The following is a 23,326-nucleotide window of genomic DNA, read 5'->3' as shown; positions in this document are numbered from 1 at the left end:
TATGAAATATAGATATTTGGTAATGTCAGCTGGTTTTTTGTTTGCGGGCAATTGCATGGCTGAAAATTACGAGTTTACACACCGACAAATAGTCGCAAGTCCTATAAATAACACTGCACCTCAGCTTTTTTTGTTTAATCGCCAAGGTCAGCTTATCCATTATTCAGACAGCTACCTACAGAATATTTTATCAATCTTTAGAAAAAAAGAACTGCTACCAAACAGCGAGCAATTAAAAAATGATTTATTTAATCTTTTAAATAAAAATATTGATTTTAGCGCACACGATTACACCTTGTTTTACACTTCAATAGATGAAGCGATTGGGCCATGTGAACCATGTCGGCAGCAAGAAGAAAAAATAGCTTTACTAGATGCTAAGTTTCCAAAAGATAAGCTATCAATTCATAGAATTACCATCATAAACGAAGTGTATACATTAAAGGATTAGTATGAAAATAAGAGATTTACTATTTTATTTAACCGTAGTTTCGATTGCTGTTACATTAACTCATTTCTTTATTAAAGAGCAGGTAGGTGCGCCTATTAATAATATTGATTATTTACAAAATAATTGGCATAAAAATCCAACAAATGAAATTACACTTTACTCAGCTGAATGGTGCAAAGCTTGTCAAGCGACAAAAGAATATTTGAATAAAAGAAATGTCAACTACAAAAATATAGATATTGAGCTTAGCTCTACAGGTAGTAAATTATTAAAGGAAAATAATATCGATTCAATTCCTGTGATCACGTTTAATGATGTCACTATCGTGGGGTTTGATGCAAATAAGCTTGATACACTAGTAACGAATATAAAAGTAAAATGATTGAAAATTCATTGCTTACTTTTAGCTGATGAAAAGCATCCTAGTTATTTCCAAAGATCAGGATCTTCTTCTGGACGGGAATCTTTTCTGTCTAATACCTGCGAAAAGCGATTAGCAAAGATACCTAAGTAGCCCCAAGCGGCGAAGAATAGTGCGATGGCTAAAATTACTAAGCCGATGATTTGTAAGCTGTAGTGGCTATAATAGCCGAGGGTGATTAATATCACGGCTAGCACAAACAGTGCTAAGCCGCGTAAAAAGCGCTTTAAACTGAGCTTAGGCTCTGAACCTAAGCGATATATCAGCGGCTTTAGCATGACTGCCTACTATTAATAGTAAGAATGATCGCCAGCTTTGTGATCAGTAATATCAGCAACACCGGTGATTTCATCGAACTTAGCAATCATTTCTTTTTCAATGCCTTCTTTTAGTGTGACATCGATCATAGAACAACCATTACAGCCACCGCCAAATTGAAGAACAGCAATACCTTCAGCAGTTACTTCTACAAGGCTTACTTGGCCGCCATGGTTAGCAAGCTGAGGGTTAACCTCTGTTTCTAACATGTGTTGAATACGTTCGTTAAGTCCTGCGTCATCACCGATTTTACGGGCTTTAGCATTGGGGGCTTTAAGTGTTAACTGAGTGCCCATTTTGTCGGTAACGAAGTCAATTTCAGCTTCTTCTAAAAATGGCGCGCTTTCTGTGTCAACTACAGCATCAAAGCCGTTAAAAGGAAGACGAATATCGGTGGCTTCTACTGCATCTTCAGGGCAGTAAGATACACCACATTCCGCTTGTGATGTGCCAGGGTTAACAACAAATACGCGAATATTTGTTTTTTCAGCTTGGTCAGCTAATAATTTTGCAAAATGCGATTGTGCGGTTTCGGAAATAGAAATCATAAAACAACTATACTTGACTAAATTACTCGGATACTGGTTATCATACTCCGCTCATCGCGTTGTCGCCAGTGTTGAGCGTAAAAATTTGGCATCTATTTTAAGCAATGGTAGCGTGCAAACATTGATCATTTACTGAGTGTTTTCTATGCGTTTGATAATAACAATCTTTACACTATTGCTAAGCTTTTCTTGTTTAGCACAACCGCTTTCATATTATTTCAATGATGATGTGAAATTTGATCCAACTATTCCCACTCCAGAGCAGGTTTTAGGCTATGAAGTCGGGCAGTGGCACGTACGTCATGATCAACTCGTTCGTTATATGGAAATATTGGCACAAAAAAGTGACCGTATTAATTTTGAAGTCATTGGTCGTACCCATGAGCAGCGCCCGCTCGTTATGCTAACTATCACCGCAGCTGATAAGTTGGCGAATGTGGAGCAAACACGTAAGGCGCACTTGGCGCGTTTAGCCGATCCAGAAAAAGCCAAAGAAACCGATCAGCCAGCGGTCGTTTGGATGGGTTATAGCGTTCATGGCAATGAATCTTCTGGTAGTAATTCAGCCTTGCTAGTGGCTTATTATTTAGCTGCGGCGCAAGGTAAAGAAATTGATACGCTATTAAATAACACGGTTATTTTACTCGATCCTTCATTAAACCCCGATGGTTTAGCACGCTTTGCGAATTGGGCGAATAGTAATCGCGGTATGAACTTATCGTCTGATCCACAAACTCGGGAGCATATTGAAAGCTGGCCAAGTAGCCGTACTAACCATTACTGGTTTGATTTAAATCGTGATTGGTTGCTGCTACAACACCCTGAATCTCGTGCTCGTATTGCTAAGTTTCATTACTGGAAACCCAATATTCTTACTGATTTCCATGAAATGGGTCCCAATAGCACTTTTTTCTTTCAGCCAGGTATTCCATCACGTAAGCACCCGATCACCCCTGATGAAAATGTCAGTCTCACGAAGGCAATAGGTAACTATCATGCTAAAACATTGGATGAACACAACGCGTTATATTTTACCGAAGAAAGCTTTGATGATTTTTACTATGGCAAAGGTTCAACTTATCCAGATGTAAATGGTGGTGTGGGTATTTTATTTGAGCAAGCAAGTTCTCGTGGTCATCTGCAAGAAACCATAAATGGACCGCTGAGTTTTGCATTTACGATTAAAAACCAGCTGCTTACGAGCCTATCTACATTTCAGGCTGCGATAGATAATCGCCAAGCATTACTCGATTACCAAGCTAGTTTTTACAATAATGCTATAGAGCTTGCTAATGATGAAGATTATAAAGGTTATGTAGTGCAAGGCGGTGCAGATACAACACGTAGCGCACTTTTTTTAGATTTATTGAAACAGCATCAGATCAAAGCTTATCCACTTAATAAAGCAGTAAAAGCGGATGGTAAGAATTTTTCTGCGAAAAGTTATTTTGTGCCATTAGCCCAGCCGCAATATCGCTTAGTTAAAGCCATTTTTAGTGAGCAAAAGCGTTTTGTTGATAACACTTTTTATGATGTATCCGGCTGGACGTTAGCCCATGCTTTTAACTTGGAGTTTGCAGCAATTAAAAGTGGCTGGGGCTTAGACGTTAGTAAAAATGCATGGCAACAGCCTGAAAAACCACAATTTGCTGCGTTAGATGCACAGTATGCGTTTGGCTTTAAATGGGATGATTATTTAGCTCCGAAAATGCTTAATAAATTATTACAGCAAGGTGTGCAAGCTCGTGTGGCGCTCAGCCCGTTATCAGCTAAATCGCTTGCAAGTACACAGGAATTTGCTGCGGGTAGTATTATTATTCCTGCTGGGATTCAAAAAAATCCGCAATGGGTGTCGTTATTAAATAGTGCACAAAATGAGTTTGGTATTGCAATTACGCCTATTACTTCTGGCTTAACGGCAAAGGGTGTCGATTTAGGCTCGCGGACGTTAGCGGTAGTTAAAGCGCCGAAAGTATTACTCGTTGGTGGCCAAGGGACTAGTCAATATGAAGTAGGTGAAGTGTGGTATTACTTAGATCGCTTTGTTGGTGTGGCACCTACCATTGTGGAAATGGAACGTTTTGGTGATCTTGAACTTAGTGATTACAGCCACATTGTTTTGGCTCATGGAAATTACAATAAGCTTTCAGATGCTGACAAAATAGCAATTAAAACTTGGGTACGTAAAGGTGGAGTTATTTGGGGCCACAAAGGTGGGGCTAAGTTTTTAGTCGATCAACAACTATTAAAAACCAGTTATTTATCACGCCGAGATGTTGCCAGCGCCTTCAAAACGGATGGCTTAAACTATGGTGATAAAGATCATTTAGCTGGGCGTCAACGTATTGCTGGAGCGATATTTAATACTAAAGCCGATTTAACGCACCCACTTACTTTTTCATTACAGCGTGACACCTTACCAGTATTTAAAAATAGTACTTGGTTACTTGAAATGTCAGCTGCACCATTTGTAAATGTGTTGCAGTATACGCAAAAGCCATTACTAGCGGGCTTTACCGATGATGTGAATGTTGAGCAAGTAGCGGGAGCGGCTGGTTTAGTGGCACATTCGTATGGTCGTGGCAGTGTGATTGGTATGACAGATGATCCGGTATTTAGGGGCTATTGGTACGGCACCAGTCGTTTATTGAGCAATGCATTGTTTTTTGGTCACACATTTAGAGCGAATGCCGATTAATTAATTAGCTTAAGTATTAATGTCCTAATGGTGTTAAGCAGGTTACAAATGCCCAAACTTGCTTAGCACCAGCCTTTTTAAGGGCGACGGTAGCTGCATTAAGAGTTGCTCCTGTTGTCATCACATCATCAATTATAGCAACTGTTTTTCCGCTCATATCGGTATTACATATAAATGCGCCATGTAAGTTTTTTACTCGTTTAGCTTTGCTAAGTGATGACTGTGCTTGGGTTTTCTTTGTACGCTGTAAACTCTGAGAATCAATATTTTCATTTACTAAACATGGCAACCAGCATTGTGATACTTGGTTAAAGCCTCGCTTTAAAAAACGCTGCTGATGTAGAGGTAAAATAATAAATAAATCTGGCCATATTTCGCTATTTTTTTTACTAACAGTCAGTTGTTGGCTAATAATTAACGACAATGCGTTTTTATAATGAATCTGGTTACTAAATTTAAGTTGCGTGAGCCAACCATCAAAAGGGGGACGATACCACGCGCAAGCGAACAGGTAATCGAATTGGCAATCAGGAAATAACTCAACCACATCTGGGCGATACAGTAAATTAGCATGTGTGGTTATATCTAATAGCGGCAAATCAGCTAAACAATGTTCGCATAAACTATGTTTGGTACGGATAATACTTTGGCATTGCACACAAAAAGAAGGAAAAAACCAATCGCCCAGCTGTTGAAAACATTGATGAAAAGCAGTCATTGCATTCATTCCCTCAAACGCTATTATGAGCGCTAAGTTTGGAGCAAGGTTATAAAAAATGCAAAATGAGCTGGTGTTATTACATGGTTGGGGGATGAATCAAGGCGTATGGCAGTTGATCTTGCCGGAGCTTCAATTTATGCATAACGATACAGTACGCAGTGTTGATTTACCCGGTTACGGTAATAATCAAACATCGCCAAAGCCGTATACTTTGCATGCCGCTGCATTACAATTAAGCAATCAATTACAGCCAAACACTACCTTAATGGGCTGGTCTTTAGGTGGTTTATTTGCTCTTTATATTGCAAAGCACTGGCCTGAAAAAGTCGCGAAAGTGATATTAGTTGCTGCAACTCCATTATTTGCTGAAGGCGATGATTGGCCAGGAATAAAAGCAAATGTATTAGCTGCATTTAAAGAGCAGTTAGTCACTCATCGCGAGAAAACCATCGATCGCTTTTTGGCAATACAGGCGATGGGCAGTGAAAATGCCCGAGATGATATTAAACAACTTAAACAGTTACTCAATGAATTTCCGGCTCCACAAGAGTGCGCATTAACTGCTGGTTTGGATATTTTACAGCAAGATGATTTACGCGATGCTTTTGCCTGTTGTCCAGTGCCAATCCGTGCTGTATTTGGCCGTTTAGATGCATTGGTACCGTATCGCGCAGTAACCAAAATGAAAGTTTTAAAACACGATTTTGAGTATGAAGTGATCGATAAGGCGTCACACGCACCTTTTATATCCCATAAAAAAGAGTTTTTATCTGCCGTCAAATCAATGCTTTGAAAAGTAACTTTACGGTGGTTTGAAAAACTCTGCAGTAAAGCTTTATTTTGACTGTTTTATGAGCGATAATTAACCAATATATCATTGGTGGAGGTGTTGTATGCCAATCGGATCTGTGTTTAATAACGGTGTTGAAGGTTTTAATCGTGCCAGTCAGGGTATAGAGAAAGCCAGCGCAGAAATAAATCGCGCCAGCATTGAGCAACAAGACGACGCTCAGCTTGCCCAACAGCGCCAGCTGCAAGCTGCTCGTCCGGAAGAAGCGGTAACCGCTCCTGTGTCACAACCACCACGTATTGATGAAGCCTTGGTCAATTTAAAGGTCGAAGAGTTTAATGCCAAAGCCAATACGCAATCAATTCAAACCGCGGACGAAGTACTGGGGACTTTGATTGATATTCGTGTTTAATTTGCCATGAACATTGTCACGCCATTTCCAAATATTAATATAAACACCGCAAATGTTTATACGGAAACCGCTCGGCGTGACAACCAACTTCGGGAAGTTATCCCGCCACCTGCAGCTACAAAACCGACTAATGCTGAAAACAAAGCGCTCGGTGATAATGAAAAAACTAAACAACCCGGTACAACTGATACCGGCACTTATGATGCCAAGGGTAAACTTGCCGACGAAAAAGTAATTCAAGAGCGTCAGCAGGGAGATGCAGAGCAAAATCCAGAGCAAAATGAACAGCAACAACAAGATAAAGAGAAAGAGGCAAAGCAAAAAGAGCAAGTAGCTCAGCAAGAGCAACAAGACGCTGAGCAAATTAAAGAGTTAAAAGCGCGTGATACTGAAGTACGTATTCATGAGCAAGCTCATTCATCAGTTGGTGGTCAACACGCAGGTTCGCCAAGTTATGAGTACCAACGTGGACCTGATGGTACCAATTACGCTGTTGGCGGCGAAGTACAAATTGACGTTGCTGAAATAGCAGGTGACCCGCGAGCTACAATAGAGAAAATGCAAACGGTACGTGCTGCAGCTTTAGCGCCGGCAGAGCCTTCTGGTGCTGATCGTTCGATTGCTGCTGATGCCACTCAAAAGCTCGCTGCAGCGCAAGCAGAGCTTAGTAATATAGACAGTGATGATGAAAGCAGTACGCAATCAGCATCGTTCAAAGTAGATAACGAATTAACAAAGGATGAGAAAGTTGCAACTACTGCTGAATCAGAAACCGCAACGGCTAAGCGCGATATTGAAGTTGAGCAGCGTGCAGGTCGCATTGCGCAGTTTTATCAAGCCGCCACCTCGCCTTATGGACAGTCTGGCTTTTCTGCAACCATATAGTTGCTCCCTCGTAATATGTGTTTCCTCAATTTAAATCCAAATAAATCATTTTTTAAGTGTGGTTATTCACATTTATTTACCTAAAGATGTATGCAATTAATTGTGAAATATTACTGTAACTGCTATTTTCCCTACGATTTTTATTATGGAAGACAATTAAATGAAATATGCAGTAATCGCAGGTGCTTTATCACTTTTTTCAATAACAGCGGTGGCGAATGAAACGGCTGGCTTAAGTTATGACTATGTCGAAGTTGGCTATGCAAAAATGGACGTAGATGACTTGGATGAACTTAGCTTTGATGGTTATGCAGTTAAGCTTAGCAAGCAAGTAAGTAGTAATTGGTATCTAACCGGTTTATATGCAAGCACATCAGATGATCTGTCAAATAGTGTCTCTGAGGATTATCGTGATATCTTTCAAAACGGTGAGTATGTCGGAACGTCACAGTTATACACTGAAGGAAAGCTAGACGCTGAATTTACTAGATTAGAGCTCAGTGCGGGTTATATTCAACGTTTATCTGCAGTTACCAATTTAGATTACAGTATCAATCTAGGTAGACTGAAGTACAGCACTGACTTCATAAACCTAGTCGAAGAAAGGTTTAATGGCCAAGTATTCTCATCGTCAGAATCAGCTTACTCGGACTCAGATAGTGCTGATATCCTCTCTGCTAATGTGCAAGTTAGGCATTTAGTCACGGATAAATTCGAAGTAAATGCAGGCTTAGGTTACGAGCGTTTACATGATGAAGAAAGTGACAATAACGTTGTTTTAAAAGCGGGTTTTAATTACACCTTGACTGAAAAAGCAATTTTAGGTGCTTCATACCGTTACGTTGATGAGTATGCTGATATTGCAGCGACCTTACGTTATTACTTTTAAATCAGATTTAAATCGCAGAATAGAAAACGCCACAAACTGAGTTTGTGGCGTTTTTGCTTAAACGTTATTTTTTCACTTTTGCATTTGCGAAGGCGTCTGCAAATGCATTACCCATCATTGCATTACCGGTATCGCGTGTTGGTTTTGCAGCGCGAGGTTGCTGAGCATTGTTACGATTATTGGCTTGCGGCTTTTGACTGACTGATGGAGCAGGTTTATTGCTGGTATCAATGTCATCGTCTAAACGCATGGTAAAACTAATACGTTTACGGGCAGCGTCAACTTCCACTACTTTTACTTTTACAATATCACCTGCTTTAACTACTTCACGCGGATCAGAGATAAACTTATTAGTAATCGCTGAAATATGTACTAAACCATCTTGGTGCACACCCACATCAACAAAAGCACCAAAGTTAGCTACGTTTGAAACCACGCCTTCTAAAATCATCCCTGGCTTTAAGTCACTGATTTTTTCAACACCTGCTTTAAACTCTGCTGTTTTAAAATCAGGACGAGGGTCGCGTCCAGGTTTATCAAGTTCACTGATGATGTCGGTAACCGTTGGTAAGCCAAATTTATCATCAATGTAGTCATTGGCAACTAACTTATTCAGCAGCTCTGAGTTACCAATTAGGTTATTTACATCGAGACTATTTTGTTCACAAATGCGTTTAACGATAGGGTAAGCTTCCGGGTGAACTGATGATTTATCAAGTGGGTCGCTGCCATTACTAATTTTTAAGAAACCGGCGGCTTGTTCAAATGCTTTTGGCCCTAAACGCTCTACTTTCTTTAGCTCTGAGCGTTTAGTGAATGAACCGTTAGCATCGCGATAATTAACAATATTTTGCGCTAAGGTTTTATTTAACCCTGAAACACGCGCAAGCAATGGCACTGAGGCCATATTTAAATCTACACCTACCGAGTTCACACAATCTTCAACAACAGAAGTCAGAGTTTGCCCTAGTTGGCTTTGTGATACATCGTGCTGATATTGACCTACACCAATTGACTTAGGCTCCACTTTCACAAGTTCAGCCAGTGGATCTTGTAAGCGACGCGCAATTGAAACCGCACCACGTAACGACACATCTAAATCAGGAAACTCATTAGCAGCAAATTCTGATGCTGAATACACCGATGCGCCAGCTTCACTGACCATAATTTTATTGAGTTTTAGCTCGCTATTTGCTTTGATTAATTCAGCAACCAGTTTGTCTGATTCGCGTGAAGCGGTGCCGTTACCAATAGCGATTAGTTCGACTTTATGTTGGCGGCATAACTGCTCTAGCGTTCGTACTGATTTATCCCAATGATTTTGTGGTGCATGTGGGAAGATAGTTTGTGTGGCTAATAACTTACCAGTGCTATCAACAACGGCAATTTTACAGCCAGTGCGCAGACCAGGATCTAGGCCCAATGTTATGCGAGGCCCAGCAGGGGCAGCCATAAGTAAGTCTTTTAAGTTTTTAGCGAACACATCGATAGCGCCTGTTTCGGCTTTTTCACGCATGGCTGCTAAAAATTCGTTTTCTAAATGTAAGCCTAGCTTAATTTTCCAGGCCCACTGCACGACAGTGAGTAACCAAGGGCTGGCTACTTGGTTGTTAATATCAAGGCGGTAATGATCGGCAATCATCACGGCACACATATGGGCCGGGTTTTCTGAACTTGGCTCAGGGTTGATTGTTAACTGTAGAATACCCTCGTTGCGCGCGCGCAACATAGCTAAAGCGCGGTGCGAAGGCACTTTTTTAAGCGCTTCTTGATGCTCAAAATAATCGCGGTATTTAGCGCCAGCTTGTTCTTGGCCTTTGATTAAGCTTGCTTCGATTTGACCGTGCTGACTGATGTGACTACGAAATTTGGCGAGCAGCTTGGCATCTTCAGCAAAGCGTTCCATTAAAATAAATTTAGCGCCATCCAGAACTGCTTTTTCATCAGCAAAGCCGGCTTCTGCATTTAGGTAGCCAGCGGCTTGTTGCTCAGGATCTAAAGAAGCATCATTAAATAAAGCATTCGCTAACGGCTCAAGACCAGCTTCAATAGCAATTTGTCCCTTAGTGCGGCGCTTAGCTTTGTAAGGTAAATATAAATCTTCAAGTTCAGTCTTGCTGTCCGCATTATTAATATCGGCAGCTAAGCTGGTGGTGAGTTTATCTTGCGCTTTAATCGTCGAAAGAATGAAGGCTCTACGTTCTTCCAGCTCTCTTAAATACGATAAACGCTGCTCTAACAATCGTAATTGGGTATCGTCTAAACCACCCGTTACTTCTTTACGATAGCGGGCAATAAAAGGCACTGTTGAACCTTCATCGAGTAATTTTGTAGCAGCTATAACTTGTTGCTCTTGAGCATTCAGCTCAGTGGCTAAACGTGCAGAGATATTGCTCATGCAAAAACCTTATTAAACAATTTGAAGACCAGAACGATAGTTTTGGCGTAATTAATTGCTTGAATAATATCACAGCAGGGCTTAATAAAAAGGCCTTAAAGTATGCTATTTATATACTTTAAGGCCTTTTAAAGAGGTGGTTCAATTAAACATGTATCAGTGCTTAATGGGGGTGTTCAATATGTTGCATTACTTCACTAAAACTGTGCGCGATAGGTGTGATATGTAACGGAATTTGTAATGTTTTAGCAATTTCTCGAGCTGAAATTAAACCACAAATTTCATTATGTGCGGTAGTAACCAGTAAAAACATAATACCGTTTTGTTCCATTGTTTGTAGTGCATCACCAATACAAGCATAGCTTAAGCTTTGCATACTTACGCCAGTTAAGTGGCTAAGTGGTGTCATTACATGAAGTAAGTTAACTTCGTTGCGAGGTACATTTAAGCGCTGTGCTAAAATCATAATTTTTGAGCTTTGTAGATCCGCACTAGATGCTATACCAAGTAATTTTTCTTTGTCATCTACTACTAAAATAAAGTCTGTATGTTGGCTAGTGATCTGTTTTAATGCATCAACAATGCTGGTTTCAAAATGAGCACGTAGCGGGTCTTTTTGAGTAAAATTATTGACCATTTTCAAAGCCGGAGACGTTAAATCAATTAACGGCTGAGTGTCACGGTAAGTGTGAGATAAAACGCCTTTAGAAATGTCTTGAGTACGAAGTTCTTTAAAGTTAGCCATAGTAATCACCAATTATGTTATTAAATTTAATCAAGTTTTTAAGCGATAAATTAAATAAAATAAGCCGGTGGTCCACGCTGATACGCATAGCTAAAAGGTTGTACGAAAGTGGTACTCACATAAAGTGATAAAATGTTTTCAGGGAGTGGTTGAAGCACCCTGATAGAGATCCCGTCAACGTGTGTGTCTAAGTCAACGTCAAGATTAGCTTGGTCAGGAATGTCACAAGCAACATAGTTTGCGGTTGGGGATAAATGGTCGTGGTCGTCAAAACCTTGAGCAATTACAGTCAAACTCACACTCATTAAAAGTGTAAATAACACGGCATTACTTACTATGCGATGTATTACGTTTGACATAACTACTACCTTCTAATATTCAACTCAAGCGCGAAATGCTTTACTTGAGTACTTTTATTTATAGTCTACAAATTCACTTTAGACAATCAATAATTAACCTTATCTGAATAATGAGAAGCGAGGATCTATCGTTTTACTGAGGATTTATGAAGCCCCAGGGTAACTGATACTGTTAACGTACCACTCTTTTTTGCCCTGCGGAGTTGTAACATAAAACTCATCATCCACTTGTTTTTTCAATAATGCGCGCGCCATCGGCGAATCAATCGAGATATAATCTTTGCGGTCATAAATCTCATCAGGGCCAACAATGCGAAACTTCAGCACTTCACCTTGTTCATTTTCTATTTCGACCCATGCACCAAAAAACACTTTACCAGCTTGCTGCGGCGAGTAATCAATTATTTTTAGATCTGGCATGCGTTTGCGTAAATACCGCACGCGACGATCTATTTGTCTTAACAAACGTTTATTGTACTGGTAATCAGCATTTTCTGAACGGTCACCAAGGCTAGCAGCCCAGCTCACTATTTTGGTGACTTCAGGGCGTTTAACATTCCATAAGTGGTCGTGTTCTTGTTGCAGCTGTAAATACCCTTCGCGGGTGATTAAATTAGTTTTCACGTTTAAATTATTACCTTGAGAAACACCTAGGCAAGGTATAAAAATCTTGTTGGCTTGTCGAGCTGATTTTTGTTCTCGCCAGCATTTTTGTGGGCTTGAAATGTTCAGTAACAATCTAGTGACCTAATTAGTTTTTTATTATCATGTTTTTCATTTATATTAATCATAACAGTACAGAAAAATAAGAATGAAAGTAATGGGACATGAAACCACAAAAGTATTAGTCGTTGATGATGATATGCGTTTACGCAGCTTGTTAGAGCGCTACTTGGTAGAACAAGGATTTATTGTGCGTACAGCTGCTAATTCAGAACAAATGGATCGGCTGTTAGAACGAGAAAACTTTCACTTGATGGTACTTGATTTAATGCTACCCGGTGAAGATGGCTTATCTATCTGTCAGCGGTTACGCCAAAAAGAAAATGAAATTCCAATTGTCATGTTAACGGCTAAAGGTGATGAGGTTGATCGTATTATCGGTTTAGAGCTTGGTGCTGATGATTACATCCCGAAACCATTTAACCCGCGTGAATTATTAGCGCGTATTAAAGCTATTTTGCGTCGTCGTTCAAAAGAAGTGCCAGGTGCACCGTCAGCAGAAGAAAATCATATTTCGTTTGGTGAGTTTTCGCTTAATTTAGCCACCCGTGAAATGAGCCAAGGCGACAAAACCATGTCGTTGACCAGTGGTGAGTTTGCGGTATTGAAAGCGCTTGTTACACATCCACGAGAGCCGCTTAGTCGTGATAAGTTAATGAACTTAGCGCGTGGTCGAGATTACAGTGCATTAGAGCGTAGTATCGATGTACAAGTCTCACGTTTGCGTCGCATGATCGAAGTCGATGCCGCTAATCCACGTTATATTCAAACTGTATGGGGCTTAGGTTACGTATTTGTTCCAGATGGTGAAAAATAGCCATAATGAGTATGTTCCCCAAAAGTGCATTTGGACAAACGGTGTTTTTAGTGGCGGCACTATTGTTGATCAACCAAGTAGTGTCTTACATCACGGTTAGCCTTTACGTAGTTAAGCCTACTATTGAGCAAGTTAACCTTATTCTCGCAAAACAAATCAAAACTGTGTTTATAGACTGGGAAGATGGCGTTGAAATAAGTGATGAGGTGTCTGAAAAGTTTTTTGAAATAACCGGTATCGAAGTTATGACCCAGCGCCAAGCGATGAGCGAAGGTTTGGCGCAAACTCGTGAATATTCGATGTTGTCGCGTAGTATGTCTGAGCAACTGCATGGTTCAGCCCGAGTGCGTATTAGCCAAACAGATCCGCTTGTTTATTGGGTAGAAGCGCCGCAAGCACCGGGTTACTGGGTTAAAGTACCGCTAACTGGTTTTAAAGAAAATAATCTCGAATTTCTAACCTTTTATTTATCTAGTATCGGCTTTTTAAGTGTACTCGGTGGTTGGCTGTTCGCACGTCATTTGAATCGACCTTTAAAAGCGCTGCAACAAGCGGCGGTAAAAGTAGGGGTTGGAGATTTTTCTACAAAATTAGAGGAACACGGCTCAACTGAAGTCATCGAAGTAACCCGCGCATTTAATCAAATGTCACGTGGTATAGCAGCGCTTGAGAACGACCGCCGTCTACTTATGGCTGGGGTGTCTCATGATTTACGTACGCCGCTGACGCGCATTCGCCTTGCTACCGAAATGATGTCGGATGAAGAAGATTATCTGCGTGAAGGGATCATCTACGATATTGAAGACATGAATGCCATTATTGATCAGTTTATTGAGTATTTGCGTCATCACAAACGTGAGGAGTTAGCGCTTGAAGATCTCAACGCGATAGTGTCAGAAGTGGTGCATTCAGAACAAAAACATCAACGCACTATCACTTTTAGCGAAAATCCTAGTATTAGTAACATTCCTTTAAGTATGGTGGCAATCAAGCGAGTTATTACCAACATGATTGAAAATGCGATCCGTTATTCGGATGGTGATATTGATGTTGAAACTGCGCTAAGTCGTGATAAAAAATACGCTATGGTGATTGTAAAAGATCATGGCCCAGGTATTCCTGAAAGTGAACTTGAAACGGTATTTGAACCTTTTAAACAAGGCGATGCTGCGCGAGGCAGTGAAGGTAGTGGGTTAGGGCTTGCGATCATTAAGCGCATAGTTGATATGCATGGTGGTAAAGTAAAACTGGTTAATCGCCCTGAAGGCGGTTTAAATGCTGAGGTTTATTTACCAGTCAAAGTGAGTTAGCTGTATATACTATCATATACTTTTATACTACTCGGCTGCTGTCTGCGCTGCCAAAAAGGACTGTTTGACCAGCGTTGCTCTTGAGCGTAAAAATAGTGTTTGTGATCTAAATAACGATGCCAAATCTGTTCTATTTGTTGCTGGTATAGTTTTTTAAATTGTAGCTGGCTATCGTGTTCTATTTTATTGACTATCTCGAGTTTTTTCATCAGATCGGCAAGTTGCATCGCACTTGCCATAGCATTAAAAATTCCTTGCGATGAGATTGGATCAAAGCTCAGTGCTGCATCACCTAAAGCGGCCCATTGTTGGCCTGCAAAACACTCTAAGCGAGTGGAGTTCGCGCTGACGATACCGTGCAGTGTTATTGGCTGTTGGCATACATCGAGAATCTTCGCTTGATTGGCATAACATTGCGCATGTTGAGTAAATAACTTTGTATCACGTTGTAAGCCTTTGGTCAGCAAATCCGGATCCGTTTGAAATGCTAAAACACGACGTTGGTTTGGTAATGGTGCACTGTACCACCAGCCGTTTTGCGTGGCACAAATGCTGCCTAGTTGATTTTCAATAGTATTAGCCACGGTTGCCCAGCAAGATATTAGACGGTCATGTTGTTTGCGAGCGGTGTATTTTTTTGCAAAATGAGCCTCTCGGCCAGTGGCATCAATTACGAATTGACTCGCAATGTTGATTGTTTGCTCTTGTTGTAACTGTGTTAGTGTTATTTGCCAGCGTTGCCCTTGGTATTCGCTGTGTGCTAATTTGGCAGGCCAAATACAGCGGACACCCCGTTGCAGCGCTTTTTCGCGTAAAAAGCTCTCAAATACTTGACGATCCAAGCGCCAACCTAAACCATCCGGGTTACTGAGATTATCAGTAACATAGGGTGTTGATTGGCCCCAACTTATTTGCAATCCTGCATTGTGTAAATGCTGTGGGGTAAGTACGTTGGCCACCAGTTGGTTTTCAAATTCAGTTAACAAATCTAACTGTTGTAAAATACGCCGTGCGGCAGGTGCTAAGCATTCACCAATTCGCTCTTCGGGCATCTCAGACTTATCAATCAAAGTAACTTGATATGAATCACATAAAGCAAGTGCGGCGATACAACCTGCCACACCTGCACCAATGATCACAACATCCGTTTGTAATTCGGTCTCTTGCAGCATTGCTTTAGCGTCCTTTGTTGCGATGAAAACGGCTCGCTTTTTCGGTAACACCTAAGTTGGTTTGACTACGATGTGAAGCATGTTCAGCCGAGAGAGTCGCTTTTGTATGCTGTATCGCTTTACTCGCTAAGTTAACTTGTGCCTCATCTTGTGGATTGTTGGGCAATATACCAACCTGCATTGCGCTAGGAAATTGTGCATCGCCTATTACGCCGATATGCGGTTGTACAATCGCAAGTTCAGCAAAGTTGTCTATCATACTATTGATTTGGTTTGTATATGTGGCAGGATTACCGTGCAGAGGTAAATCATCAAGCCAATCAGTACGATAAGCAAAAGCCTGTTGACGAGTACTGTCAGGTAATGAGGTATCAAGCACTTGTTGATAGCGGAACTGATTCATTATTTGATTTGGCACTCGAGCAGGCCAAAATGTCGGTAAAAATGGATCGTACTCAGAGCTGTAGCCATCTCTACAGCTCGCGGTATCAGTTTGCCAAGGAATAGCCATCCAGCGTGTTATCCCGCCTGCTACTTGACCACCAAATAAAGGTCCTTGCGCGAGGGTATAAACGTCGCTATTCATCACAGGACCATAATAGTAACGGTCACTTTGTAAGTCCGCTTGGGTGTGTTTGAGTCGAAATGCCGACATATACATGCCTGCAGTTCGCATTGGCCAAGTCATTTCACAGCCCGGGTGAAATGCATCAGCAAGGCAAAACTCCATCGCGCCGCGAGTAAGTAGTTCTGGCTGCTCAGCAATTGGATAATCATCTAACGCGGTTACATTTGCATGTGCCGGACAAGCTGATTGAGGAGTGTAATCATTAATAAAATCACCTTTCACCCATTGCTCTAAAAAGCTCAACTGCAAATTTGATAGCGTTGCATGCTGGCGCACTGAGCCCGTGGGAGGAATGCTAATCGCGTCGCCATACAGCCAAGGCCATAGTTGTGGAGCTTGCGCACCGGGAACATCAAAACGACGAAAGTTATTAGACAGTGTACGGCGTAATTCCTGATAGGCAGGAGAGGGATCGCTAAGCTTTTCTAGCCATTCATTGGTGGTGTAATTAAACTGCCCCCCCCAGCCAAATGCGCCAGCAAATCCGTCATTAACCCATTGTAAATCCGTCATTCGGTCAAATATGGGTTGAATGTCGTTACTAAAGGAAGGTCGCTGTGGTCTTGCCAGCATACCAGCATCTACAGCAACATCGCGCATTAAATCCCACATGGTGCGTACTGATTTTTGCATCGGTGCATAATCCGGTGGCGCGCAAATAACCCAAGCGGGTTCTACTCTTAGCGATATCCCCTGATATACAACCTCTGCTGTAATTGGGCCATCTGAGGTGTCATCATACCAGCCTTCATTATTTGCAAAGGTAATGGCTATATCGCCGTTTACGTTGCGTGACACGCCATGACCACCGAGCATGAGTAAGCGACCGTATTGATCACTGCGCATTTCGCCTAAATACACATCCTGATCCATAAATTGGCCAATAAACTCATGCTTAGATTTTACGTTTTTGCCGCTTATACTGTGTTTGCCCCCTTTGATTAACAGCTTGCTACGATCGGCTACATTGTTATTACGCAGTAACGATGGCGGCGCATCTGCGGCTTCTGGAATATCTAAAGCAATTTGAAATTCGTACCAGCAGGCTTTTTGATTTGCTAATTCAGCATGCCAAGTAATGTCTGCATTATCGAGGGTTAGTTCTTTTATCGCTTTACCAGCGGCATTAAAACCGTAAATTCTAAACTCAGCTGCTTGGCGCTTTAATGCACCTGTTTTATCTCGGTAACTGTATTCATCAGTATGAGCTATGGGCTGCGGTTGTTGCGGGCCAATAAAGTAGCCTTTTTTACTATTACCTACGCGCATTACACCAATAGGCGGATAAATACCGGCATAAACAATACACTCAGAGTCAGTATCTTGATCTTGCTGTGGCTTAAATTCACTTAACTGTTTAGGCTCTTGTAGCTGCTGACCGTTGGCTGTATGTCGGGCATGAGCACTGGCCGCATAGGCTGACTTTCGAGCCAATGCAATGCTACCTAGAGGCTCATGGGCGGTTAAAGTACGCCAAATATTAAACGCTAAGTTATTACCAAGCTCAGCTTGACCAATCGCGGTAATATTTTGTTGTGCTAAATGCAGCCGCGCAATACATACGTATGGGCTTTCTTCACAGCTCCACACGGCTTGTGCATCATCAAGTGGCATTGTTTTTGGGTTTGTTCTTAATTGTACTTCAAAGCGAAATGTTGCACTGCCTTGACGTAAACGTCGCTGCAAATCTAAAGCGAGGTAATTATTATCGACACTGGGTGCACCAAGTTCACTGCCTTCAGGCACTAAGCGATATTTTACAATCTGTTGTTCGCCTAATTTGAACGGTAATATTGCCCAATAATTAGCGCTTAAACAGCTTGCTTCAACTTTTTGCATAGCCTGTAAAATATTGGCTGTTTGTATGTGTTTTGGATTATTTAAATAGGCATCATAGTTTTTATCGATCACGCCTGCAGTGGTGAATTGGCACATCTGTTGCGCATTTTTGGTAAAAAATCGATCCATGTTTTGAAAAATAAAATCTGCGGTATCACCTTCGCCAATCAGCTTTGGCCCATCTACTCCAAAGAGCTTCACTGCCAATCCTAATGTGCTGTGTAAATCTGGTGATGATGGTAACGTATCACTTGAAAAGCGCACTGCACATTCGTATTCTTTGCCTGCAAAAATGCCAATTTTAAATTGTGGGTCTATATCTGGATTGATAATAAAGTGGCCGTAAGCGATGCCATGTTGCTTTCTAAATACAGCTCGTTGTGCTGGCTGTTGACCTTTGTCTATACGCGGCACTTGACCAAGGCCAACAAACATTTCAGTTAACCGCTGGCAGGCTAGTTCAACATCTTTGTCATTTGACCAACATGGCACATTGTTAGCAGTTGCTAGCGTTTTAATACTGAGATTTTTGGGTTTCTTAGCCATTATTATATTCCTTATAGTATTGAAGCGGCTCTAGAGGTATTAGCTCTAAAAGTCCTTTTAAGCAAGTTCACTATTATTGAGCTGACTGCCATTTAGTTGTTTATTAGTGCTGCGTAATTTTTCAAAATTATTAAATATATGGCTCACAGCCATGCTTGGTATTCCTACTGTTACTAATTAACTAACTTTTTAATCTGTAAAAGTAGAGCAATAATGGAAATAAAACTATTACACGGTATTTCACGTGCTATTTATAGGATGTGTTAGGTATTTTCAGGGGGTGATACAACAGAGCCATCAATATAAGCATAGTTGCTTTTGGTTGCAGTAATGATGATGCCAACAGTTTAATGAAGTCATGAACTGTAGCATTGAACAATTATTTTAAGGGTTAACTCATACGTTAACAGTATAAATTGGAAGCTCTTTATTTGCCGGTTGTTTATTAAAAAGAAGACGCGAGAGAAACTCACGCCTCCTATTTTCACTATCGACTTCGCGCTATTATAAAGCTTTAAATCTAATTGCTGTGCCGCCGCTGGTGGCAAGTTTAAGCGTTAACTTATCAGCAGCTGTGACTATGCGCTTTTCGATTTTTAAATCGTATGGGTTGTTTTTCCACTGCGCATTATTACCATCACGATAAATTTGTGCCTCAAACTTTTTACCTTGCTCTAAGAAGTCGAGTTTTATCTCTATGCTGCGAGCTTGCTCATCGGTTACTGCTCCTAAAAACCAGTCGTTACCAGAGTAGTTATCACGCTTACGCTCTTTGCGAGCAAACACCACGTAATCGCCAACCTCACCCGCTAGTGCGATACTTTGTTGCCAATCTGTTGGTACGTCTTGAATAAATTTAAATGCGTCCGGTTTGGCTAAATAGTTACGCGGAAGATCAGCGGCCATTTGGATTGGACTATACATTACGACATATAACGCGAGTTGTTTCGCAAGTGTGGTTTGTGGACGATTTGTATCACCACCTAATCCATTAAAACTCATATCAAAAATGCCCGGTGTAAAGTCCATTGGCCCAGCTAACATACGGGTAAAGGCGAGCATTGGAATATGCTCTGGTGGATTTGGCGGTGTGCCCCATGCATTAAACTCTTGGCCGCGAGCACCTTCGCGGGCTATCCAGTTCGGATAAGTACGGCGCAGACCTGTGTCTTTTATCGGTTCATGGGTGTTAATACTGATTTTATGTTTTGCAGCCAGTTGCACGCTGTGTAGGTATTCATTAACCATAAATTGGCCATCGTGCCACTCATGGCGAGCAATGCCGTTTTCATCAATGCGTTTGATGTTGCCGCCATCTGCTACGTAACCTGTTTTTACTTGGCTAACGTTAGATTTTTCGTACAGTGCGTAGGCGTCTTCCATCTGGTTGCGGTAGTTGGTTACGTTGCCAGACGTTTCGTGGTGGCCAATCAGCTGTACGCCTTTTTCTTTGCCATAGCGAGTTAGCTCTGCAATATCAAAGTCAGCGTAAGGTTTGGTAAAACTAAAAACATCACCATTGAAGAACCAGTCGCCATCCCAGCCAATATTCCAGCCCTCGACAAGTACCCCATCAAAACCGTATTTAGCTGCAAAATCCATGTAACGCTTGGTTTCTTTGGTGGTCGCACCGTGCTTTTCACCGCTGCCCCAAGTGTTCTCATTGATATGCATGCCCCACCAAATGCCGACATATTTACCTGGTTTAACCCACGATACATCACCGAGTTTATTTGGTTCGTTGAGGTTTAAAATAATATCTGAGTTGATCAAATCAACGGCTTTGTCACCAATTTGAATGGTGCGCCACGGAGTATTAAATGCGCCGTGTTTTTTAACCGCAACACCATCAGACCAAGGCGTTAAGTCGGCTTGTAAAGTCCCTGGGCGACGTTGATTGAGCACCATCCCTGCATAATCAACTAATGCAGCTTCGTGAATGCTCACATGGACGCCATCAGCGTTTTTAAAGGTAAATGGAGTATGTGCAAGAGCAGCTTGTTGCAGTGGAGTGGTGTTATAAACATATTCATAACGGTTCCAACCACGAGCTGGGATCCACCATGCGGTGGCTTTATCCGCACCACTAATTGCAAATTCGGTTAGCTCCTTAGTGATTTCAATGTTTTCAAATCCAGCTTGTTTAGGTACTTCGTAACGAAAACCGACGCCATCATTAAAAGCTCGAAAACGAACCGTGTAAGTGCCGCCTTGTGGCGCTGGCTTTTTAAACGTAACCGCGAGCTCATTATGTTTATCTATAATAGTTTGGCGTTCACCCCAAGGTTGCTGCCATTGGCTGTTATGTTGGGAGTTGTTGACGTCGGTTATTGTAAAACCTTCAGCAAAGGCGGCTTGTTGTTTAAATTCGAAGCCAAGAGCTGAATTTTCAATAACATCTTTGCCGTTAAAGCTGATTTTATAACTTGGTGTAGCTCGCTGATCCGAAATGGTTATTGTTATATTTCCGTTTGGGGATTGAATCGTCGCGTCTTTAGCAAAACAAGCACTTGAAAGTCCAAGCAGAAGTAGCAAAGGTAATCGCATAGCTGTTCCTTGAGGTGTAACCTAATTGAAGCATTTAGCATAAAGCGCAAGGGCCTAGATTACGAGATGACTGCATACGTATTCAGCTCATTAGTTAGCTTAGGTTAAATATTGAAAAATAATTAACGAGATATTTTTAACAGAATATAATTAACAAAAGATTAATCTAATTGGTTTATAATGAATGAAGTTAAATAAGAAGATATTAAAATGTTAAAGCAGACCTTCATTCTTTCATTGTGTTTAATGGTTTTTAATAGTTACGCTGGTACTATCACCATTAATGATCAACAGCAAAAGCCGCTCGCTAATGCCGTCGTCTGGTTAACGCCTGCGGATAAAAGTGTTGAATTCCCCGCGCCAACTACACCCTTTATAATGACTCAAAAAGACCGGCAGTTTATTCCCCATGTGTTGGTGGTACCGCAAAATGCTCAAGTTGAGTTTCCAAATGCAGATTCAATCATGCACCACGTGTATTCGTTTTCCAAAGCTAAATCGTTTGAGCTAAAGCTATACCGAGAGCAACCACAGGATCCGATCAGTTTTGAGCAAACGGGCGTAGTTGAATTAGGCTGTAATATTCATGATTGGATGTTGGGGTATATTGTGGTGGTTGATAGTCCGTATTACGCAATGACCAATGAAAAAGGACAAATTGAGCTGGCGCTTGAGGCCGGAGATTTTACACTCAATATTTGGCACTCCGAATTTAGTGACATCAGCAAAACTGAAAGCAAAGCCATTTCACTCACTAGTGCGCCGGTTGTTTATCAAATAAAACAGGCGATTATTTCTCGTGTTGCGGTGGGCGTTGATGAATTTGACGATTATGAATAAAGCTTGCTTTTACCTAGGTGTAGTGGGGCTAACATTAACGTGCAATGCTTTTGCACAAGTAAAGGGCTTAGTGCAACTAAGTGCAGTTCAGGGTGATCAATACGTAAGTTGGCAACAAGGTGGCGTAGGGCTATACCGGTACGATAGTGACAATGATGGCATTGTTCTCTCTCAGGGAGTCGTTGATTTTAGAACTAATTTAACCACCGCTTGGTCAGCACATGGGGTTATTAATGCTTATCAAGATCCGCAGCCGACTTTAGGTTTTAGCCAAGCATATTTGCAATATAAGCCGCTAACAGCGAGTAACTATAAATGGCATCTGCGGGTGGGTGGTTTTTACCCGTTATTATCATTAGAAAATCCAGATATGGGCTGGCTTTCACCATATAATTACACTAACTCAGCAATAAACTCATGGATAGGTGAAGAGGTACGTACCGTTGGGGTTGAGGCCACTATCAAGCGGCCAGGGCGCAGCTTTAACAGTACCCATAGCTTTGCATTGGTTGGCGCGACATTTAAAGGTAATGATCCTGCAGGAACATTATTAGCTTGGCGTGGCTTTGCAATGCATGACCGCCAAACGACCTTTAATGAAAGTATTGCGTTTGCACCAATCGCTTCATTTAATACCACCGCACTTCAGTATCAGGCAAATCAGGTATTGCCCTTTGAAGAGGTTGATGGGCGCTTTGGTTATTATGCAGGAATTCACTGGGATTATTTAAAAAAATCACAATTTCGTTTTTATTATTACGATAATAATGGCGATCCTGCAGCACTAAATAGAAGTACTGGGCAATATGCATGGGACACTCGTTTTAGCAGCGTCGCGTGGCTATATAAATTTACTGCGAATACGCGCTTAATTGCGCAAATGATGTCGGGCACTACCGCTATGGGTGCTAAACGCGGTGTAAATAATAGCTTCTATAGTCACTTTGTATTAGTAAGTCATAAAATGGCCAAGCATCGTATTTCAATGCGTTATGATTATTTTGAGGTAACCGATCATGACGACTGGCAATTTGATCCTAATGCCAGTGAAGGTGAAGGTATAACCGCGACCTGGCGTTATCAATTAACGCCGCAGTGGCAACTAGGGATTGAAGGTTCTGCATTACACAGCCAAGCAGATAATCGCATGGCGATGAATAATCCCAAAAACCTATCACAGCAACAAATTAGCTTAAATGTTCAGTGGCGCTTTTAATGGTAATTCAGATAGTTTGAACTATATTAAGGTGTGGCTGATGTTGTATTTTA

The 23,326-nt window shown here is 41.3% G+C and carries 21 protein-coding genes; 11 read left to right on the top strand and 10 right to left on the bottom strand.

What is annotated here, in order from left to right; translation table 11 throughout:
* Position 1 precedes the first annotated feature (1 nt).
* Both H5180_RS14955 and H5180_RS14950 read left to right on the top strand, forming a co-directional pair.
* Complete coding sequence (locus tag H5180_RS14955; protein WP_259399578.1) at positions 2 to 451, top strand: hypothetical protein; 450 nt, start codon at positions 2 to 4, stop codon at positions 449 to 451.
* A 1-nt stretch (position 452) separates the two neighbouring features.
* The gene (locus H5180_RS14950; protein WP_145242553.1) at positions 453 to 833 is read left to right on the top strand and encodes a glutaredoxin domain-containing protein; all 381 of its coding nucleotides are present in this window, start codon (positions 453 to 455) and stop codon (positions 831 to 833) included.
* A gap of 44 nt (positions 834 to 877) precedes the next feature.
* Here the strand turns inward: H5180_RS14950 and H5180_RS14945 are convergent, their stop codons facing one another.
* Together H5180_RS14945 and nfuA are read right to left on the bottom strand one after the other, a co-directional pair.
* The gene (locus H5180_RS14945; RefSeq protein WP_145242551.1) at positions 878 to 1,150 is read right to left on the bottom strand and encodes a hypothetical protein; all 273 of its coding nucleotides are present in this window, start codon (positions 1,148 to 1,150) and stop codon (positions 878 to 880) included.
* A gap of 12 nt (positions 1,151 to 1,162) precedes the next feature.
* Entirely contained in the window at positions 1,163 to 1,738 is a 576-nt protein-coding gene (nfuA, locus tag H5180_RS14940; protein ID WP_145242549.1) for a Fe-S biogenesis protein NfuA, read from the bottom strand.
* Positions 1,739 to 1,883: 145 nt separating this feature from the next.
* Here nfuA and H5180_RS14935 point away from each other — a divergent pair, with 145 nt between their 5' ends.
* The gene (locus H5180_RS14935) at positions 1,884 to 4,436 is read left to right on the top strand and encodes a M14 metallopeptidase family protein (protein WP_182758478.1); all 2,553 of its coding nucleotides are present in this window, start codon (positions 1,884 to 1,886) and stop codon (positions 4,434 to 4,436) included.
* 16 nt (positions 4,437 to 4,452) lie between these two features.
* Here H5180_RS14935 and H5180_RS14930 read toward each other — a convergent pair whose 3' ends face one another.
* Positions 4,453 to 5,154, bottom strand: a complete 702-nt coding sequence (locus tag H5180_RS14930) for a ComF family protein (protein WP_145242545.1) — start codon at positions 5,152 to 5,154, stop codon at positions 4,453 to 4,455.
* A gap of 58 nt (positions 5,155 to 5,212) precedes the next feature.
* Between H5180_RS14930 and bioH the strand changes: the two genes are divergently transcribed.
* The 4 genes from bioH to H5180_RS14910 all read left to right on the top strand — a co-directional run bounded on the left by bioH (position 5,213) and on the right by H5180_RS14910 (position 8,133).
* Positions 5,213 to 5,950 carry a pimeloyl-ACP methyl ester esterase BioH gene (bioH, locus tag H5180_RS14925; RefSeq protein ID WP_145242543.1) on the top strand — a complete coding sequence of 246 codons (738 nt, stop codon included), beginning with the start codon at positions 5,213 to 5,215 and terminating at the stop codon, positions 5,948 to 5,950.
* Between the two features lie 100 nt (positions 5,951 to 6,050).
* Entirely contained in the window at positions 6,051 to 6,359 is a 309-nt protein-coding gene (locus H5180_RS14920) for a hypothetical protein (protein ID WP_145242541.1), read from the top strand.
* A gap of 6 nt (positions 6,360 to 6,365) precedes the next feature.
* Positions 6,366 to 7,244, top strand: a complete 879-nt coding sequence (locus H5180_RS14915; protein WP_149983058.1) for a putative metalloprotease CJM1_0395 family protein — start codon at positions 6,366 to 6,368, stop codon at positions 7,242 to 7,244.
* A 160-nt stretch (positions 7,245 to 7,404) separates the two neighbouring features.
* The gene (locus H5180_RS14910) at positions 7,405 to 8,133 is read left to right on the top strand and encodes a hypothetical protein (protein ID WP_145242537.1); all 729 of its coding nucleotides are present in this window, start codon (positions 7,405 to 7,407) and stop codon (positions 8,131 to 8,133) included.
* 64 nt (positions 8,134 to 8,197) lie between these two features.
* Here the strand turns inward: H5180_RS14910 and H5180_RS14905 are convergent, their stop codons facing one another.
* The 4 genes from H5180_RS14905 to greB all read right to left on the bottom strand — a co-directional run bounded on the left by H5180_RS14905 (position 8,198) and on the right by greB (position 12,259).
* Positions 8,198 to 10,531, bottom strand: coding sequence for a Tex family protein (locus tag H5180_RS14905; RefSeq protein ID WP_145242535.1), 2,334 nt, complete (start codon positions 10,529 to 10,531; stop codon positions 8,198 to 8,200).
* 163 nt (positions 10,532 to 10,694) lie between these two features.
* On the bottom strand, positions 10,695 to 11,276 hold the full coding sequence (locus H5180_RS14900; protein WP_145242533.1) for a CBS domain-containing protein: 582 nt from the start codon (positions 11,274 to 11,276) through the stop codon (positions 10,695 to 10,697).
* 50 nt (positions 11,277 to 11,326) lie between these two features.
* Positions 11,327 to 11,635 carry a hypothetical protein gene (locus H5180_RS14895; RefSeq protein ID WP_145242531.1) on the bottom strand — a complete coding sequence of 103 codons (309 nt, stop codon included), beginning with the start codon at positions 11,633 to 11,635 and terminating at the stop codon, positions 11,327 to 11,329.
* A 144-nt stretch (positions 11,636 to 11,779) separates the two neighbouring features.
* Positions 11,780 to 12,259, bottom strand: a complete 480-nt coding sequence (gene greB, locus H5180_RS14890) for a transcription elongation factor GreB (RefSeq protein ID WP_149983060.1) — start codon at positions 12,257 to 12,259, stop codon at positions 11,780 to 11,782.
* Positions 12,260 to 12,455: 196 nt separating this feature from the next.
* On the opposite strand from greB, the gene ompR reads away from it, so the two are divergent.
* Entirely contained in the window at positions 12,456 to 13,175 is a 720-nt protein-coding gene (gene ompR / locus H5180_RS14885; RefSeq protein ID WP_145242004.1) for a two-component system response regulator OmpR, read from the top strand.
* 5 nt (positions 13,176 to 13,180) lie between these two features.
* On the top strand, positions 13,181 to 14,485 hold the full coding sequence (gene envZ, locus H5180_RS14880) for a two-component system sensor histidine kinase EnvZ (protein WP_145242002.1): 1,305 nt from the start codon (positions 13,181 to 13,183) through the stop codon (positions 14,483 to 14,485).
* On the opposite strand, the gene H5180_RS14875 is transcribed toward envZ, so the two are convergent.
* From H5180_RS14875 to H5180_RS14865, 3 genes are all read right to left on the bottom strand, one after another.
* Positions 14,482 to 15,657 carry a tryptophan 7-halogenase gene (locus H5180_RS14875; RefSeq protein WP_182758477.1) on the bottom strand — a complete coding sequence of 392 codons (1,176 nt, stop codon included), beginning with the start codon at positions 15,655 to 15,657 and terminating at the stop codon, positions 14,482 to 14,484. The genes envZ and H5180_RS14875 overlap by 4 nt on opposite strands.
* 4 nt (positions 15,658 to 15,661) lie before the next feature.
* Positions 15,662 to 18,670 carry a LodA/GoxA family CTQ-dependent oxidase gene (locus H5180_RS14870; RefSeq protein WP_182758476.1) on the bottom strand — a complete coding sequence of 1,003 codons (3,009 nt, stop codon included), beginning with the start codon at positions 18,668 to 18,670 and terminating at the stop codon, positions 15,662 to 15,664.
* Between the two features lie 504 nt (positions 18,671 to 19,174).
* Positions 19,175 to 21,217, bottom strand: a complete 2,043-nt coding sequence (locus H5180_RS14865; protein WP_182758475.1) for a glycoside hydrolase family 97 protein — start codon at positions 21,215 to 21,217, stop codon at positions 19,175 to 19,177.
* A gap of 210 nt (positions 21,218 to 21,427) precedes the next feature.
* On the opposite strand from H5180_RS14865, the gene H5180_RS14860 reads away from it, so the two are divergent.
* A complete protein-coding gene (locus tag H5180_RS14860) occupies positions 21,428 to 22,057 on the top strand; it encodes a methylamine utilization protein (protein ID WP_182758474.1) in 630 nt (209 codons plus the stop codon).
* Positions 22,050 to 23,273 (top strand): hypothetical protein, encoded by a 1,224-nt coding sequence (locus H5180_RS14855; protein WP_182758489.1) that lies wholly within the window; start codon positions 22,050 to 22,052, stop codon positions 23,271 to 23,273. The genes H5180_RS14860 and H5180_RS14855 overlap by 8 nt, the downstream gene beginning before the upstream one ends.
* Positions 23,274 to 23,326 lie beyond the last annotated feature (53 nt).

The organism is Pseudoalteromonas sp. SR41-4, assembly GCF_014163985.1.
GTDB lineage: Bacteria > Pseudomonadota > Gammaproteobacteria > Enterobacterales > Alteromonadaceae > Pseudoalteromonas > Pseudoalteromonas rhizosphaerae.
This window is presented reverse-complemented; position numbering and strand designations above follow the sequence as displayed.

Coding starts and splice junctions, on each gene's coding strand:
- H5180_RS14855 (WP_182758489.1), top strand. CDS start 22,050: ATGAATAAAGCTTGCTTTTACCTAGGTGTAGTGGGGCTAACATTAACG.
- H5180_RS14920 (WP_145242541.1), top strand. CDS start 6,051: ATGCCAATCGGATCTGTGTTTAATAACGGTGTTGAAGGTTTTAATCGT.
- H5180_RS14870 (WP_182758476.1), bottom strand. CDS start 18,670: ATGGCTAAGAAACCCAAAAATCTCAGTATTAAAACGCTAGCAACTGCT.
- H5180_RS14860 (WP_182758474.1), top strand. CDS start 21,428: ATGTTAAAGCAGACCTTCATTCTTTCATTGTGTTTAATGGTTTTTAAT.
- H5180_RS14895 (WP_145242531.1), bottom strand. CDS start 11,635: ATGTCAAACGTAATACATCGCATAGTAAGTAATGCCGTGTTATTTACA.
- H5180_RS14930 (WP_145242545.1), bottom strand. CDS start 5,154: ATGACTGCTTTTCATCAATGTTTTCAACAGCTGGGCGATTGGTTTTTT.
- nfuA (WP_145242549.1), bottom strand. CDS start 1,738: ATGATTTCTATTTCCGAAACCGCACAATCGCATTTTGCAAAATTATTA.
- H5180_RS14875 (WP_182758477.1), bottom strand. CDS start 15,657: ATGCTGCAAGAGACCGAATTACAAACGGATGTTGTGATCATTGGTGCA.
- H5180_RS14945 (WP_145242551.1), bottom strand. CDS start 1,150: ATGCTAAAGCCGCTGATATATCGCTTAGGTTCAGAGCCTAAGCTCAGT.
- H5180_RS14905 (WP_145242535.1), bottom strand. CDS start 10,531: ATGAGCAATATCTCTGCACGTTTAGCCACTGAGCTGAATGCTCAAGAG.
- H5180_RS14955 (WP_259399578.1), top strand. CDS start 2: ATGAAATATAGATATTTGGTAATGTCAGCTGGTTTTTTGTTTGCGGGC.
- bioH (WP_145242543.1), top strand. CDS start 5,213: ATGCAAAATGAGCTGGTGTTATTACATGGTTGGGGGATGAATCAAGGC.
- ompR (WP_145242004.1), top strand. CDS start 12,456: ATGGGACATGAAACCACAAAAGTATTAGTCGTTGATGATGATATGCGT.
- H5180_RS14900 (WP_145242533.1), bottom strand. CDS start 11,276: ATGGCTAACTTTAAAGAACTTCGTACTCAAGACATTTCTAAAGGCGTT.
- H5180_RS14935 (WP_182758478.1), top strand. CDS start 1,884: ATGCGTTTGATAATAACAATCTTTACACTATTGCTAAGCTTTTCTTGT.
- H5180_RS14950 (WP_145242553.1), top strand. CDS start 453: ATGAAAATAAGAGATTTACTATTTTATTTAACCGTAGTTTCGATTGCT.
- H5180_RS14915 (WP_149983058.1), top strand. CDS start 6,366: ATGAACATTGTCACGCCATTTCCAAATATTAATATAAACACCGCAAAT.
- H5180_RS14910 (WP_145242537.1), top strand. CDS start 7,405: ATGAAATATGCAGTAATCGCAGGTGCTTTATCACTTTTTTCAATAACA.
- H5180_RS14865 (WP_182758475.1), bottom strand. CDS start 21,217: ATGCGATTACCTTTGCTACTTCTGCTTGGACTTTCAAGTGCTTGTTTT.
- envZ (WP_145242002.1), top strand. CDS start 13,181: ATGAGTATGTTCCCCAAAAGTGCATTTGGACAAACGGTGTTTTTAGTG.